The sequence below is a fragment of the Pseudarthrobacter sp. MDT3-1 genome (genome assembly GCF_054510755.1).
Window position 1 is genome coordinate 1 of sequence record NZ_JBTNDX010000033.1, and the last position, 12,872, is coordinate 12,872.

Annotated in this window: 11 protein-coding genes, 2 pseudogenes and 1 riboswitch; of the genes and pseudogenes, 8 read left to right on the forward strand and 5 right to left on the reverse strand. The window is 66.4% G+C overall.

Features of this window, described 5'->3' with window-relative positions:
• Window positions 1-199: 199 nt before the first annotated feature.
• Window positions 200-1,498: a DNA glycosylase AlkZ-like family protein gene (locus tag ACX80X_RS18745; RefSeq protein ID WP_252599765.1), complete on the forward strand. Its 1,299-nt coding sequence runs from the start codon at window positions 200-202 to the stop codon at window positions 1,496-1,498.
• 65 nt (window positions 1,499-1,563) lie between these two features.
• On the opposite strand, the gene tadA is transcribed toward ACX80X_RS18745, so the two are convergent.
• Window positions 1,564-2,070: a tRNA adenosine(34) deaminase TadA gene (gene tadA / locus ACX80X_RS18750; protein WP_252599764.1), complete on the reverse strand. Its 507-nt coding sequence runs from the start codon at window positions 2,068-2,070 to the stop codon at window positions 1,564-1,566.
• Between the two features lie 122 nt (window positions 2,071-2,192).
• On the opposite strand from tadA, the gene ACX80X_RS18755 reads away from it, so the two are divergent.
• The 4 genes and pseudogenes from ACX80X_RS18755 to ACX80X_RS18770 all read left to right on the forward strand — a co-directional run bounded on the left by ACX80X_RS18755 (window position 2,193) and on the right by ACX80X_RS18770 (window position 4,711).
• Window positions 2,193-2,885, forward strand: a complete 693-nt coding sequence (locus tag ACX80X_RS18755) for a phosphatase PAP2 family protein (protein ID WP_374209908.1) — start codon at window positions 2,193-2,195, stop codon at window positions 2,883-2,885.
• 42 nt (window positions 2,886-2,927) lie between these two features.
• Window positions 2,928-3,563 carry a uracil phosphoribosyltransferase gene (gene upp, locus ACX80X_RS18760; protein ID WP_056342624.1) on the forward strand — a complete coding sequence of 212 codons (636 nt, stop codon included), beginning with the start codon at window positions 2,928-2,930 and terminating at the stop codon, window positions 3,561-3,563.
• Window positions 3,564-3,625: 62 nt separating this feature from the next.
• Window positions 3,626-4,000: pseudogene (locus tag ACX80X_RS18765) on the forward strand (VOC family protein).
• 30 nt (window positions 4,001-4,030) lie between these two features.
• Entirely contained in the window at window positions 4,031-4,711 is a 681-nt protein-coding gene (locus tag ACX80X_RS18770) for an HAD-IA family hydrolase (protein ID WP_252599762.1), read from the forward strand.
• 70 nt (window positions 4,712-4,781) lie between these two features.
• Here ACX80X_RS18770 and ACX80X_RS18775 read toward each other — a convergent pair whose 3' ends face one another.
• The 3 genes and pseudogenes from ACX80X_RS18775 to ACX80X_RS18785 form a co-directional block, all read right to left on the reverse strand.
• Window positions 4,782-5,510 carry an aggregation-promoting factor C-terminal-like domain-containing protein gene (locus ACX80X_RS18775; RefSeq protein ID WP_252599761.1) on the reverse strand — a complete coding sequence of 243 codons (729 nt, stop codon included), beginning with the start codon at window positions 5,508-5,510 and terminating at the stop codon, window positions 4,782-4,784.
• 5 nt (window positions 5,511-5,515) lie between these two features.
• Window positions 5,516-5,668, reverse strand: a riboswitch (cyclic di-AMP (ydaO/yuaA leader).
• A 99-nt stretch (window positions 5,669-5,767) separates the two neighbouring features.
• Window positions 5,768-7,321, reverse strand: coding sequence for a sensor histidine kinase (locus tag ACX80X_RS18780; RefSeq protein ID WP_252613937.1), 1,554 nt, complete (start codon window positions 7,319-7,321; stop codon window positions 5,768-5,770).
• 7 nt (window positions 7,322-7,328) lie between these two features.
• A pseudogene (locus ACX80X_RS18785) lies at window positions 7,329-8,069 on the reverse strand (response regulator transcription factor).
• A 619-nt stretch (window positions 8,070-8,688) separates the two neighbouring features.
• Here ACX80X_RS18785 and ACX80X_RS18790 point away from each other — a divergent pair.
• The gene (locus ACX80X_RS18790; protein ID WP_252599758.1) at window positions 8,689-9,555 is read left to right on the forward strand and encodes a winged helix-turn-helix domain-containing protein; all 867 of its coding nucleotides are present in this window, start codon (window positions 8,689-8,691) and stop codon (window positions 9,553-9,555) included.
• Between the two features lie 353 nt (window positions 9,556-9,908).
• A complete protein-coding gene (locus ACX80X_RS18795; protein ID WP_056342603.1) occupies window positions 9,909-10,436 on the forward strand; it encodes a SixA phosphatase family protein in 528 nt (175 codons plus the stop codon).
• On the opposite strand, the gene ACX80X_RS18800 is transcribed toward ACX80X_RS18795, so the two are convergent.
• Window positions 10,414-11,394: a LysR family transcriptional regulator gene (locus tag ACX80X_RS18800; RefSeq protein ID WP_252599756.1), complete on the reverse strand. Its 981-nt coding sequence runs from the start codon at window positions 11,392-11,394 to the stop codon at window positions 10,414-10,416. The two genes, ACX80X_RS18795 and ACX80X_RS18800, sit on opposite strands and share 23 nt — an antisense overlap.
• Before the next feature lie 72 nt (window positions 11,395-11,466).
• Here ACX80X_RS18800 and ACX80X_RS18805 point away from each other — a divergent pair, with 72 nt between their 5' ends.
• The gene (locus ACX80X_RS18805; protein WP_252599754.1) at window positions 11,467-12,495 is read left to right on the forward strand and encodes an EamA family transporter; all 1,029 of its coding nucleotides are present in this window, start codon (window positions 11,467-11,469) and stop codon (window positions 12,493-12,495) included.
• Window positions 12,496-12,872 lie beyond the last annotated feature (377 nt).

A 12,872-nucleotide genomic window follows, 5' to 3' on the forward strand; every position in this document is an offset into this window, starting at 1 on the left:
TCCGAAAATAGCCGCAGACAGGGGACCGTCACCGATGTCCGGAGACATGGAGTGTCACCATTGTCCTGAGGCAGAACTGTCACCGATGTTTCGAGACATCACAGTGCCTGCTAAAAAGCCTGCTGCCAAAACGCCTGCTGAAGAAACCCCAGCCGAGGGGATGCCTACCGCTGCGCGTACGGCCGGTGGACAATAAGCCATGACCACGCTCCCGACCTCCGCCGCCGTATTGACCCCACAAGCCGTGATCCCACAAGCCGTGATCCCACAAGCCGGGACCCCACAAGCCCTGAGCCAAGATGCCCCGGATCCGCAGGTGCTCACTCCGGAGCTCCTCAGGGCATGGGCCTGGCATAGGCAGGGCCTCGACGGCTCCCTGCAGGGCGCGGATGCCGCCGACGTGTTTAGCAGAGCGGGCTGGGCCCGTTCCGTCGGCGGCGCCAACCCGTACCTCACGCTCTTTGCCCGCGCCGGCACTAGCCGCGCGCAGGCGGATGCCGACGTCCTGTCGCTGAACATCCATGAGTTGCCCACCGCCCGCGGCTGCACCTATGTGCTGGGACAGGGTGACTTTGCGTGGGGCCTCCAGATCGGCCGGGACGCCGCCGTGGCGCCGTTCCGTGTGCTGGCAAGAATGGGCGTCGAGCGCGGCGAGATCACGCTGCTGGAGGAGGAGATCCTCCACGCCCTCGCCGAGGCCGGCAACCCGCTGGACCCCAAACAGCTCAAGGATCTCCTGGGCGATTCGGTCCGGAACCTCGGTGAGGAGGGCAAAAAGAAGGGCGCCGCCACCACGTTGCCCACGGCCTTGGGCCTCCTCCAGGCGGACGGCCGGATACGGCGTGTGCCCGCCAACGGCCGGCTGGATCAGCAGCGCTACGCCTACACACTGTGGGGTTTGCCGCCCACCGCCATGGACGACGACGCCGCCCGCAGCCTCCTGCTGCAGCGCTATCTCGGCTGGACTGGCGGTGCCACGGTCAAGCAGTCGCAATGGTTCACCGGGTTCACCCTGGCCCACACGAAGGCAGCGTTGGCCGCCACTGGGGCAGTGGAGGTTCCCACCGCCAACGGTGAGGTGCTGTGGATGATGCCCGACGACGTCGGGCGGCTTGCGTCGTTCGAGGCGCCGGCGGAGGAACAGATTCAGCTGCTGGCCGGCACGGATTCGTTGGTCCTGCTCCGCAGGAACTCGGGGGAGCTGTTTGCCGAGGAGGACAAGGGAAAGCAGGTCCTGGGGTCCACGTTGGCGTTGCAGGCTGACCTGCCGGACCATCCCATCTTCGACCGCGGCCGGATCATCGGGCTGTGGCAATACGATCCCAGGAAATCACGGATTGTCTATTGGCTCTTTGACGGGGCCACACCCGCAGTATCCCGGCGCATCGCCGAGGTAGAGGCCTGGATCCGGGACGAACTGGGGGACTTCCGCTCGTTCAGCCTGGACTCGCCGGCCTCGCGCCAGGACAGGATCGACGCCCTGGATGCCGCAGGCTGAGAGTCGTGCAGGCAGGTGAGAGCGCTACAGCAGGCCCGAGACAAATTGCAGCCCCCTACGACCCGTTACAGCCGGCTGCGGTGCGCTGCGAAGAAGTCCCTGAGAACCGCACCGCACTCCTCTTCCCTGACCCCGCCGTACACCTCAACCCAGTGGTTGAGCCGGCGGTCGCGGAGGATATCGAATACCGAGCCCGCCGCTCCGGCTTTCTCATCCCAGGCACCGAAGACCACTCGGGGAATCCTGGCCAGGACCACCGCGCCGGCGCACATGGCGCACGGCTCCAGAGTGACCACCAGCGTGCAGTCCGCCAGCCGCCAGCCGTCCCCGGCGCCGCCGTCGAGCTTGGACAAGGCACGCAACCTGTCCGCCGCCTGGCGGATGGCCATCACCTCGGCGTGGGCGGTGGGGTCTCCCAGGTCTTCCCGCTGGTTTCGTCCAGACCCCAGGACGGCGCCGTCGGGCCCTATCACGACGGCGCCGATGGGCACATCCTCGGTGTCCAGCGCGCGCTGGGCTTCGTTCAGGGCAAGACCCATCCATTCGAGGTGGATCTTTTCTGCGGCGACCATGGCTCAATGATAGTTTCGAAGGATATCCAGCCTGCAAAGCATGGACGCCGGGAGGCATAGTGGACACATTCAGGGACCGTCTGGGCCAATGGTTCAAACCATATGCCGCGCTGTGGCTCACCATGATGGTGGGCGGCGCCTTGGTGGTCACCATGGCGCTCCTGGGTGCCGAGGTCTACAACAACGTGGTGGATGAAGAGGGACTGGCCGCCCTGGACCTGCCCGCGCTGGAGCTGTCCCAGGGCCTTCGGAACCCCGCACTGGATGCCGGGGTGACGGCTTTCACCAACATCGGCGGGGGCATCGGCATGCCCATCCTGGCCAGCATCCTGACAGCCTGGCTCACGTTCCTAAGCCGGACCTGGCGGCCCATCGTCCTGGTGGGCGGCGCCGCGGCCGTCTCCACGCTGGCCACCACGGTGGGCAAGCGGCTGGTGGGCCGCACCCGCCCGGACCACGCCGAAGCTGTCCCTCCGTACGAGACTTCGCCGTCCTTCCCGAGCGGCCACACCCTGAATACGACGGTGGTGATCGGTGTCCTGGTGTACGTCATGTGCCTCCAGTTCGAAATGCTGTGGGCGCGCATCACAGCCATCACCGCCGGGGTGATCTTCATCATCGCGATGGGCCTGAGCCGGGTGTTCCTGGGCCACCACTGGCTGACCGATGTGATGGCCGGCTGGTTCCTGGGCCTTGCCTGGGTGGGCATCGTGATCCTGGCGCACCGGCTGTTCCATGTGCTGCGGAAACGCGAGCACGCGGGCCCGGCACCCACGTTCGAACACCCCGCCCTGCGGGAGGATCCGTCGAGCTGATTCCCGGCCGGAGGCCCTCCGCGCGGGTGATAGTTTTGACGCATGCGCACTCTCGTTGTGGACCACCCGCTGGTCGCCCATAAGCTCACCGTCCTGCGGGACAAGAACACTCCGTCACCGGTCTTCCGGCAGTTGACGGAAGAGCTGGTGACCCTCCTGGCCTACGAAGCCACCCGTGAGGTCCGCACCCAGCCGGTCACCATCGAGACGCCGGTCAGCACCACTGTGGGCACCGCTTTCACCAAGCCCACGCCTCTGGTGGTCCCCATCCTGCGCGCCGGGCTCGGCATGCTTGAGGGCATGACCAAGCTGGTCCCCACTGCTGAAGTGGGTTTCCTGGGCATGGCCCGCGACGAAGAAACCCTGGACATCATCACCTACGCGGAGCGGCTCCCGGAAGACCTGACGGACCGGCAGATCTTTGTGCTGGATCCGATGCTTGCCACAGGCGGAACCCTGCGCGAAGCCATCAAGTTCCTGTTCAAGCGCGGCGCCTCCGACGTCACGTGCATTTGCCTCCTGGCCGCGCCGGAAGGCCTGGCCAAGCTCGAAGAGGAACTTGCCGAGGCCAACGTGACCATCGTGCTGGCCTCCATTGACGAACGGCTCGACGAGAAGTCCTACATCGTTCCCGGGCTCGGCGACGCCGGCGACCGCCTGTACGGCATCGCCGGCTAATTCGGGGCTGCTTCGGATTTCAGGTCTTCCGCTTTCCTGCCGCCGCCGTTAGCCTGTGGCGCATGGACTGGAAGCTTGAACTCGTTTTTGTGCCCGTATCCGACGTGGACCGCGCCAAGGATTTCTACGTCAGCAAAGTTGGATTCAACCCGGATTTCGACGAGTGACCCATGGATGGCATCCGCTTCGTCCAGCTGACCCCGCCGGGATCCGCCTGCTCCATTTGTATTGGCGAGGGCCTCAATGTCGCCCCTCCGGGTACGGCCCCAAGCCTGCAGATGGTGGTCAGCGACATCCAGGCTGCCCACGACCACCTCAAGGGCAACGGTGTGGAGGTCAGCGACATAGACATCCAGGGCTGGGGGCACTTCGTCTACTTCGCGGATCCCGACGGAAACAAGTGGGCGGTGCAGTACATCCCGGGCCGTGACGCCTAAGCCGGTGACGCCTGGGGCAAAATAGGCAGCATGAACATCCCCACACCTGCCGCCACACGAACACTGACCTGCCGGGCCGTCCTTTTCGATATGGACGGCACGCTGGTGGACTCCACGGCAGTAGTGGAGGAGGTCTGGGGAGAATTCGCGGCCCGGTACGGCCTGGACGTCGCCGAAATCCTGCGCACTTCGCACGGCGTCCAGGCTGCCGATACCGTACGCCGGTTCGCGCCGGGGGGAGCGGACGTCGCGGCCCTCACCGAGGAACTGGGTGCGATGGAACGGGTGCGGACGGCCGGTATCGTCGCGTTGCCGGGGGCTGCCGACCTGCTTCGCAGCCTCCCGGCTCAGGCAGTGGCGCTGGTGACTTCAGCGGACAGGACCCTGGCGGACATCCGCATGGACGCTGCCGGGCTGGACATGCCGGCCACGGCCGTGACGGCGGACCTGGTCACACGGGGCAAGCCGCACCCGGAGGGCTATCTGATGGCCGCCGGGCTGCTGGGCGTGGAACCGGAGGACGCCGTGGTGTTCGAGGATGCGCCCGCCGGAATCGCGGCAGGCGTTGCTGCGGGTATCCGGACGGTGGCCGTGGGTCCGAATGCGGGCGAATTGCCGGCAGGCGTGCTGCATATCGCGGATTACCGCGCCGTAACCGCCTCCGTGGAAACGGACGCCGCGGGACGGCAACTCATTTCTTTCCGGCTTTGACGCCGGCGGATCACCTTCGTAATCCGCCGGCGCAGCTCAGCGCCGCGGCTGCCGGCGAGGCTCAGTCGGCCTAGTACCAGTTGTGCGACAGGTGGAAGTTCAGCGCGCCGCACGGTGACTGGTAGCGCTCCTGGATGTAGTTCAGGCCCCAGTTGATCTGCGTGCGGTAGTTGGTGACGTAGTCCGCGCCGGCGCTCGCCATCTTCTCAGCGGGCAATGACTGGACGATGCCGTACGCGCCGCTGCTGGCGTTGGTGGCCGTGGTGGTCCATTCGGATTCCTTGGTCCACAGCGTCTGCAGGCACTGCATCTGGTCAGCGGACCAGCCGTACGTCGCCAGCTGGCCAGCAGCGTAGGCCTGCGCTCCTGCGGGGTCGTTGACGGCCACAACGGGCGTGGGTGCAGGTTCCGGAGCCGGGGCCGGAGCGGGCTCCGGGGCCGGGGCAGGTGCCGGTTCGGCGGCCTGGGGCGCGACGTTGATCTCGGCCGGCGCAGCTTCCGGGGAGGCCGGGGGCTGGATCTCGGCTGCCTCGAAGCTCAGCTTCGACTGGGCGCTGGCTTCTTCGGCGGCCTGGTCCGCGCTGGCCGCAAGCGACGCAGACTCGGAAGCGTGTGCTGCGGCGCTGACGCCGACCAGCAGGGCGCATGCCGTCGCGAACACCGCGACGCGCTGGCCCACGGAGGGAATCCGGGCCGCCTTGGACAGTGGGGACATAGCTGCACCGAAGCGGGACTGCTTGCGGTGGCTGTCGGACTTTGTGTCGCCCTGCGGGCGCGTTTGTACCTTGAATTCAGACATGATGGATCGCCTCTCACACCTGCGGAGTTAGCTGTCGGGTTCGGATGAGGGCATCCGGCCACACGGCACAATCACGTGTTGGCTTAACCCCAAAGGGCACTTGGTGCCCGGGACGGTGGGTCCCCCGCCTCTGCCTCTGAAAACGGAATCCGGGAAGCGGCAGAGCTTGGCGTCATCCGGATATGCGGCCCAACGGGAACCACACGTCATCGACGCTACAGGAGCTGGACGCTTAAGTCACATTTTGGTAACAGGAATCACGACGACGGTGTGTCGCCTTGCTGGGCCCGGGCGTCAGTGGGTCGCGCGAGCGCGCCGGTAGGGAAGAGTAACGCGACCTCGGTCCGTCCGGCCCGCGATGTCACCTCCACGCTACCGCCGTGGGCCTCCATGATCGACTGGACAATGGACAGGCCCAAGCCACTAGTGCCTTCGGAGGCCCCGGCGCCCGAGGCCGGCGCTGTACCCTTGCGCGCCGCGTCTGCGCGGGCAAACCGGGAGAAAACGTGGTCAACGAGTTCCGCAGGGATGCCCCCGCCGTCGTCCGTTACCGTCACCGCTGCGTCGCCATTGGCAGACTTCGTGACAGCGGTGACCACGGTGGTCCCCGGCGGCGTGTGCTTGCGCGCATTGGATAGCAGGTTGACAAGCACCTGACGCAGTTGGGACGCATCACCCGTGACGGCGAGCGGCTGGTCAGGCAGTTCAAGGCGCCAGTGGTGGTCCGGGGCGATGACCTTCTCGTCACTGACGGTTTCGATCACGAGTTGTGTGAGGTCAACTTCGCTGAGCTTCAGGGGCTGGCCCTCATCGAGCCGGGCGAGCAGGAGCAGATCCTCCACCAGGGTGGTCATGCGTTCGGACTGGCTTTGGACCCGGGCCAGGGATTTCCGGCCGTCCGGCGTGAAGCTCTCGGTCATCCGCATCAGCTCCGTGTACCCGCGGATGGCAGTCAGCGGCGTGCGCAGCTCATGGGAAGCATCGGCTACGAACTGCCGCACCTTGGTCTCGCTCCGCTGCCGCGCCTCGAGTGCGCTGGCGACGTTGTCCAGCATGAGATTGAGGGCGTGCCCTACGCTGCCCACTTCGGTTCCGGGATTGGAGTTCGACGGCGGGACGCGCACCGCGAGTGCCACCTCGCCCGCGTCCAGCGGCAGCCTGGCCACACGGGTTGCAACCTCGGAAAGCTGCTCCAGCGGCTTCATGGTGCGCCGGATCAGCACAGTTCCTGCCAGTCCGATCAGCGCCAGGCCGCCCAGGGAAACGAACACAAAAGTCCAGACCAGCGATGCCAAAGTACTCTCCTTGGCAGCGAGCGGAAGGCCCGTGACAAGGACATCGCCGTAGCCGGTTTCCACGGCCACAATCCGGTAATCCCCGTTGGACAGCGAGCGGTTCACGGGAAGGCCGTTCCGCGTCAGCGCCAGCAGGGTCTGCTTGTCTTCGGCGTCGAGGGCCAGACGCGTGGTGTCCGAGTCCAGGAAACCGCCACTGGGGATCTGGCCGTCCAGGATCCGCGCATTCAGCGTTCCGACACTCTGCCCGCGGGAGTCAAGCGGGTCCGGCCTGCCGTTGAATCCGCCCAGGGGCGGGCGGCCCGGATCGTTCGACCGTTTGGCGGCCTGGCTCAGCTGTTCATCCAGCTGCCCGGTGAGAAAGGAATCCATGGAGGCGTAACTGAACAGCCCCACGGCGCCGCAGATGGCCACCAGCAGGGCCATGGCCAACAGGATCAGGCGCGTGCGCAGATGCCAGGTGTCCGGTTTCAGCCAGCTCCGGGCTGGCGCTGGGGTTGCTCGCGGCGAGGACATCGAGCTGCTACTCAGCCGGCTTGATGACGTAGCCGGCGCCCCGCACGGTATGGATCATGGGCGGGTGCACTGCATCCACTTTCTTGCGCAGGTAGGAGATGTAGAGCTCCACAATGTTGGCCTGGCCGCCGAAGTCGTAGTTCCAGACGCGGTCCAGGATCTGGGCTTTGCTGATGACGCGTTTGGGGTTCTCCATGAGGTACCGGAGCAGCTCGAACTGGGTGGCGGTGAGCTGGAGGGCGTCGCCCGCACGGGTCACTTCGCGGGTGTCGATGTTGAGGACAAGATCGCCCACCACAAGTTCGGCAGTGTCCATCGCGGCAACGCCGGAGCGCTGGACAAGGCGGTGCAGCCGCAGCAGGACCTCTTCCATGCTGAACGGCTTGGTCACCTAGTCGTCTCCGCCGGCCGCCAGGCCCACGATCCTGTCCTGGACAGCGTCCTTGGCAGTCAGGAAAAGCGCAGGTACCTCGGGCGCGAAGGCACGGATCCTGCCCAGCAACTCAACGCCGTCGAACCCTGGCAGCATCACGTCCAGCACCAGGACGTCCGGGCGGAACTCCTTGGCAAGCTTGACGGCCTCCGGGCCATCCGAAGCCACGGCAACATGCCAGCCGACCATGCGCAGCCCCATGCTCATGAGCTCGGAAAGGCTGGGCTCGTCGTCAACCACCAAGGCTCGGATGGGGGAGCCGTCCGGGTGGGTCAGTTGCGGAAGGTTGTTGGTCATGGAGTGCGAAGTGGCCATGGGACAACTCTCCGATCAATCGGTTAGCCCGCGCTATGGGGTTCCTGTGCGCACGCTGTGAATCCCAGCCTAGCGAGCTGGATGGGCGATCTGGGTGGCCGGGCGGGACGCCGACCATCCGCAGGCGGCCGCCTTCTCCGCTGGACAGGCGGCAAAACCCAGCAGGGAATCTCGGCAAGTCATTGGCCGGTGAATTTCAAGGTCTTGGTATGGCGAAAGGGCGAACATTGTTCGCCGGAGAGGGCCATTTGCGCACCCTTGGCGGACAACAACTCCTATTTTGCCGCCAAATCAGAATGGTGATCTGTAACACAAATCTGCATTTTGTCTCAGTATGCGGAACGTTGCACCCATTGTTACTTGCAAGTTCTCATTGTTACGTTGCACACTTTCAATTGTGAACAAGAACTCAACAGCACCTGCAGCCGCAGAATATTGGCCCAGCACATCCGCTGCTGCCGACATGCGCTGTTGTCGAATGCACGCCTGATCTTCAGACCCCGCGAAGTTCTTAGGCATTCGCCCCCAGCCCAGCGTAGGGCGCCATCCCCAGATTTCATTGCGGGGACAACCAGCATTCGAGCCGCGATGACGGCCATTCACATTGAGGTAAGCATTCATGTCAGTTGCATCTGGATACGTCCACATCTCCGTCCGTAACGCAGGCAAGGCCGGCCAGGCTTCCGGCCTCCGCCAGGGGTTCGGTGCCCGACCGGCATTCGCCCCGGCTGCCCCCGGAGCCAGCTTTCCTGCTCCCGGCTACGCACCCCAGGGCTACAACCCCAGTTCCTACGGACAGCTCCGCGCGGTCCAGCCTGCCGAAGCCGCGCCGCTGACCGCGCCCACTCCGGTTATCGCGGGACCCAACGCTGTCCGCCCGGTCGCCAATGACACCGTGGCCCGCGGATTTGTCCTCTACATGGGCATCAACGAGGAGACCGCAGCGGCTGCCGGAACCTCCATTGCCAAGCTTGCCCAGGAAATCCGCGCTTACGCACAGTCACTCGTGACTGGTGCTGAAAGCTACGCGGCCGTGGCCGTGGCCCCGGCCGGCACCCCCGGTTCCGCGCTCGACGTCGTCCGTTCCACCTTTGGTGACCCCACCGTGAACGCGCAGAAGCGCACCGAGACTGCCCGGCTGCAGCAGCCTCAGGACCCGCGCCCGTCCGGCGTCCTGATCGACCTCGCCCGCCGCGAAGTCCACCTTGACGGCGAATCCCTGAACCTGACCTTCAAGGAATTCGAACTCCTGAACTACCTGGTGGAAAACGGCACCCGCACGGTTGGCCGCGATGAACTGCTTGAGGGCCTGTGGCGCAACGCCGAGGAAGTCCCCAACGAACGCACCATCGACGTCCACATCCGCCGTCTCCGCTCCAAGCTGGGCCGCCTCGCCAACACCGTCCGTACCGTCCGCGGCCAGGGCTACCGCTTCTACGAGCACCCCGAAGTTATTGTCTGGGCCGCTCCGGAATACTCGATCTAGCCCTTCAGCGACGCACCAAAGCGGCATTTCGCCGTGCCTTAGACACCTCCTTCGTTCCTCCCCACCGCCTCCCTCGCCTCGCAAGCTCGGCCAGGGAACCCTGGCGGCGTGGGCCCCGGCGATGCGGCACTACGCGAAATGCCGCTTTCGTGCGTCCGTGCTCGCGAGTGTTGGCCTCCGCGGCTATGGTTCGACGGCGGTGCGGCCCAGCCGGGGTGTCACGGGGAGCATGCTTTTGGCGTCCTGACCGCGGCTCTGGCCCGTCATTCCGCGGGCCGGGACTGTTGGTGCGGCCAACAGCGTGCTGGGCGTGACGGGCGGCGCCGTGGGTCTTGCGGGTCTAGGCTTGGGGGATGAGCGACCACCACATCAAACGCCTGGTGATCATGCGGCACGCCAAGTCCGACTGGCCCGGCGGTGTGGCGGATCATGAGCGCCCGCTTGAGGAACGGGGGCACCGCGAGGCGCCTCTTGCCGGCAAGTGGCTGGTCAAACACGGCATCCTCCCGGACTTCATCCTGTGTTCCAGTGCGCTCCGCACCCGCCAGACCTGCACTTGGGTGTGCTCAGAACTGGGGGACAAGGCCCCGACGCCGAAACTTGAGGACGGCCTCTACGCCGCCTCTGCGCTGCGGATGCTCGCCGTGGTCAACCACGTGCCTGACACCGTCACCACGCTGATGCTCATCTCGCATATGCCTGGCGTCCAGGACCTCGCCATGCACCTGGCCTCACGGGACTCAAACCACGACGCCTACATGGACGCCGCCACACGTTACCCCACCAGCGCCCTCACGGTGCTGGAAACGGAAAAATCCTGGGCCGAGCTGGACGGGCAGGACGCCCGGCTGACCAAGTTCAAGGTCCCGCGAGCCCACTAACGCCACGGGATCCAGTGACCCCATGGGACCTACCGACCTCATGGGACTCGCTGACCCCAAGGGAACCGGCGACCTCCCGCAGCAGTCCGGCGACGTGCTGGATGCCCGGGCTGGCCGCCATGGTGCGGCGGTACACGATGCCCACCTGCCTGACCTGCGTGGGGTTGACCAGGGGCAGGGCGACGACGTCCGCAGGCAGTGCGGGCCGGCCGAGGCGGGGGACCAGCGCCACCACGGCTCCCTGCTCCACCAGTGCGAGGTGGGTTGCGAAGTCTGGATCGTAGACCCTGATGTCCGGCACCCGGCCAAGGTCGGCGAAGATCCTCAGCAGCGCCTCGTTGCAGATGGCTCCGTGCGGCGTGCTGATCCAGCATTCGTCCACCAGGTCCGCCGGTTCCACCTGGCCGCATACTGCCAGGGGATGGTCGCGGTGCACCAGGACGTCCGCAACGTCCTCGCACAGCCATTCGAGGGTCATGTGCTCCGGTATGACCAGCGGGACGGAGTTCCAGTTGTGGACCACACCCAGGTCCGCCTCCCCGTTGGCCACCCGCGCCACGGCTTCCCGCGGGTCCTCGGCCAGCACGCTGAGGTCCAGGTCCGCTCCGGACGAAGCCAACCGTCCCAGCAGTGGCCCCACGAGGCCCCGGCAGGCAGTGGAAAAGGAAACAACCCTGAGGTGCCCGGTGGGCTTGGCCGGATCCGCCAACAGGGTGGATTCCAGTTCCTCGAGCTCCGATAGGATGCGCCGGCCGTACGCTGCCAGGGTGAGCCCCCGCTCGGTCAGCAGCACCCCGCGGCCGCGGCGTTCCAGGACGGGGAACCCGGTCTGCTTCTCCAGCTTCTTGATCTGCTGGGAGACGGCCGACGGGCTGAAGCCCATCACCTCCGACGCCGCTATGACCGAACCGTGCTGTTCAATCGCCGCCAGTGCCCGCAGCGAACCAATCTCAATCATGAAGCAAACGTACATGATTCGACGCGGAATTCAACGCTGGTGCTTCATCTGCCGTTCTGCAAGAGTGGGACCGTGAATCTCCGACACTCCGTCCTCGCTGCCTTGGTCGCCGTTCTCTGGGGCCTGAACTTCGTGGCCATCGACTTCGGCCTGCATGCGAACGGCCGTGAGGTTCCCCCGCTGCTGTTTGTGGCCATGCGGTTCCTCTTGGTGGTCTTCCCCTGGATCTTCTTCATCAGGAAGCCTGACGTCAGCTGGAAGGCGATTATCGGCGTCGGCGTCTTTATGAGCGCGGGCCAGTTCGGCCTCCTCTACCTCGCCATGGCGCTGGGCATGCCGGCAGGCCTCGCCTCCCTGGTCCTCCAGGCCCAGGTGCTCCTCACCATCCTCCTGGCCGCCGGGTTCCTGCGCGAGCGCCCCAGCCGGAGCCAACTGGCCGGCGTCGTTCTTGGCGTTGCGGGGCTGGCCGTAGTGGCCGTCGGCCGCAGTGCCGTGGCACCGGTGCTCCCGCTCATCATCGTCCTGGGAGCCGCGCTGTCCTGGGCGGCCGGTAACGTCGTTGCGCGGAAGGCCAAGGCCGCCTCCGGGCTGGGGCTGGTGGTCTGGTCCGGCGCAGTGGTTCCGCTGCCACTAGCCGGGCTGTCGCTGCTGGTGGACGGGCCGGACGCGGTGTTCGGCACCCTGGCAGACCTCCAGCCGGCCACGATCCTGAGTGCGCTATACACAGCCATTTTCGCGTCTCTGGTGGGGTATGGGATCTGGAACCGGCTCCTGGCCAGCTATCCGTCGTCGGCCGTGGTGCCCTTTACCCTGCTGGTGCCCGTGGTGGGCATGAGCGCGGCCTGGCTGGCGTTGGGGGAGGTGCCCACGCCGGCGGAACTGGCTGGCGGATTGCTCCTCCTGGGCGGGGTGGCGACTGCCGTGCTCGCCGGCCGAGGCCGGCAGGTTCTGCGGCGCGGTCAGCGGCGGGGCGCCGGTTTGGCGCCCGTCTTGGTGCCCGGTTTGGGTGCCGGCTTGCGGACCGGGGAGGCGGACGACGACGGCCGCTTGGCTGCTGAGGCTGGCATCCGGGCTGGCGCGCGGGAGCCTGACGCGCGCTGACCGGTGGCGGCACCCCGGGGTGCCGCGCCCCGGGCCGCGGTGGCTCCGGTTGCCGGGCGCCGCGCAGCAGGGCGGCCAGTGCCGGAAGCGGGCCGCCGCTTGGCTGGCGAGGGCCTCCGTTTGGCAGTCCCCAGCCGCCTGCCCGCCGGCCAGACTGCGCCAAGGAACAGGACCGCTAGCGTGGCCACCGCTGAGGCCCCACCCCAGTAGAAGTAGTTGTCCGGATCCCCGGTGGGGAGCGGTGTGCCGAAGATCGACGACTGCTCGGCGAAGGCCAGCTCCCAGGTGCTGACGAAGGCCAGTGAGAAGGCAATGGTGAGGCTGGATCCCACAGCCGTGGCAACCAATACAAAGTGGCGCCCGCGGGCCAGGACCTC

Excerpts from the sequence above, each read along its gene's own strand:
- ACX80X_RS18745 (WP_252599765.1), top strand. The coding sequence starts at position 200 with ATGACCACGCTCCCGACCTCCGCCGCCGTATTGACCCCACAAGCCGTG.
- tadA (WP_252599764.1), bottom strand. The coding sequence starts at position 2,070 with ATGGTCGCCGCAGAAAAGATCCACCTCGAATGGATGGGTCTTGCCCTG.
- ACX80X_RS18755 (WP_374209908.1), top strand. The coding sequence starts at position 2,193 with ATGATGGTGGGCGGCGCCTTGGTGGTCACCATGGCGCTCCTGGGTGCC.
- upp (WP_056342624.1), top strand. The coding sequence starts at position 2,928 with ATGCGCACTCTCGTTGTGGACCACCCGCTGGTCGCCCATAAGCTCACC.
- ACX80X_RS18770 (WP_252599762.1), top strand. The coding sequence starts at position 4,031 with ATGAACATCCCCACACCTGCCGCCACACGAACACTGACCTGCCGGGCC.
- ACX80X_RS18775 (WP_252599761.1), bottom strand. The coding sequence starts at position 5,510 with ATGTCTGAATTCAAGGTACAAACGCGCCCGCAGGGCGACACAAAGTCC.
- ACX80X_RS18780 (WP_252613937.1), bottom strand. The coding sequence starts at position 7,321 with ATGTCCTCGCCGCGAGCAACCCCAGCGCCAGCCCGGAGCTGGCTGAAA.
- ACX80X_RS18790 (WP_252599758.1), top strand. The coding sequence starts at position 8,689 with ATGTCAGTTGCATCTGGATACGTCCACATCTCCGTCCGTAACGCAGGC.
- ACX80X_RS18795 (WP_056342603.1), top strand. The coding sequence starts at position 9,909 with ATGAGCGACCACCACATCAAACGCCTGGTGATCATGCGGCACGCCAAG.
- ACX80X_RS18800 (WP_252599756.1), bottom strand. The coding sequence starts at position 11,394 with ATGATTGAGATTGGTTCGCTGCGGGCACTGGCGGCGATTGAACAGCAC.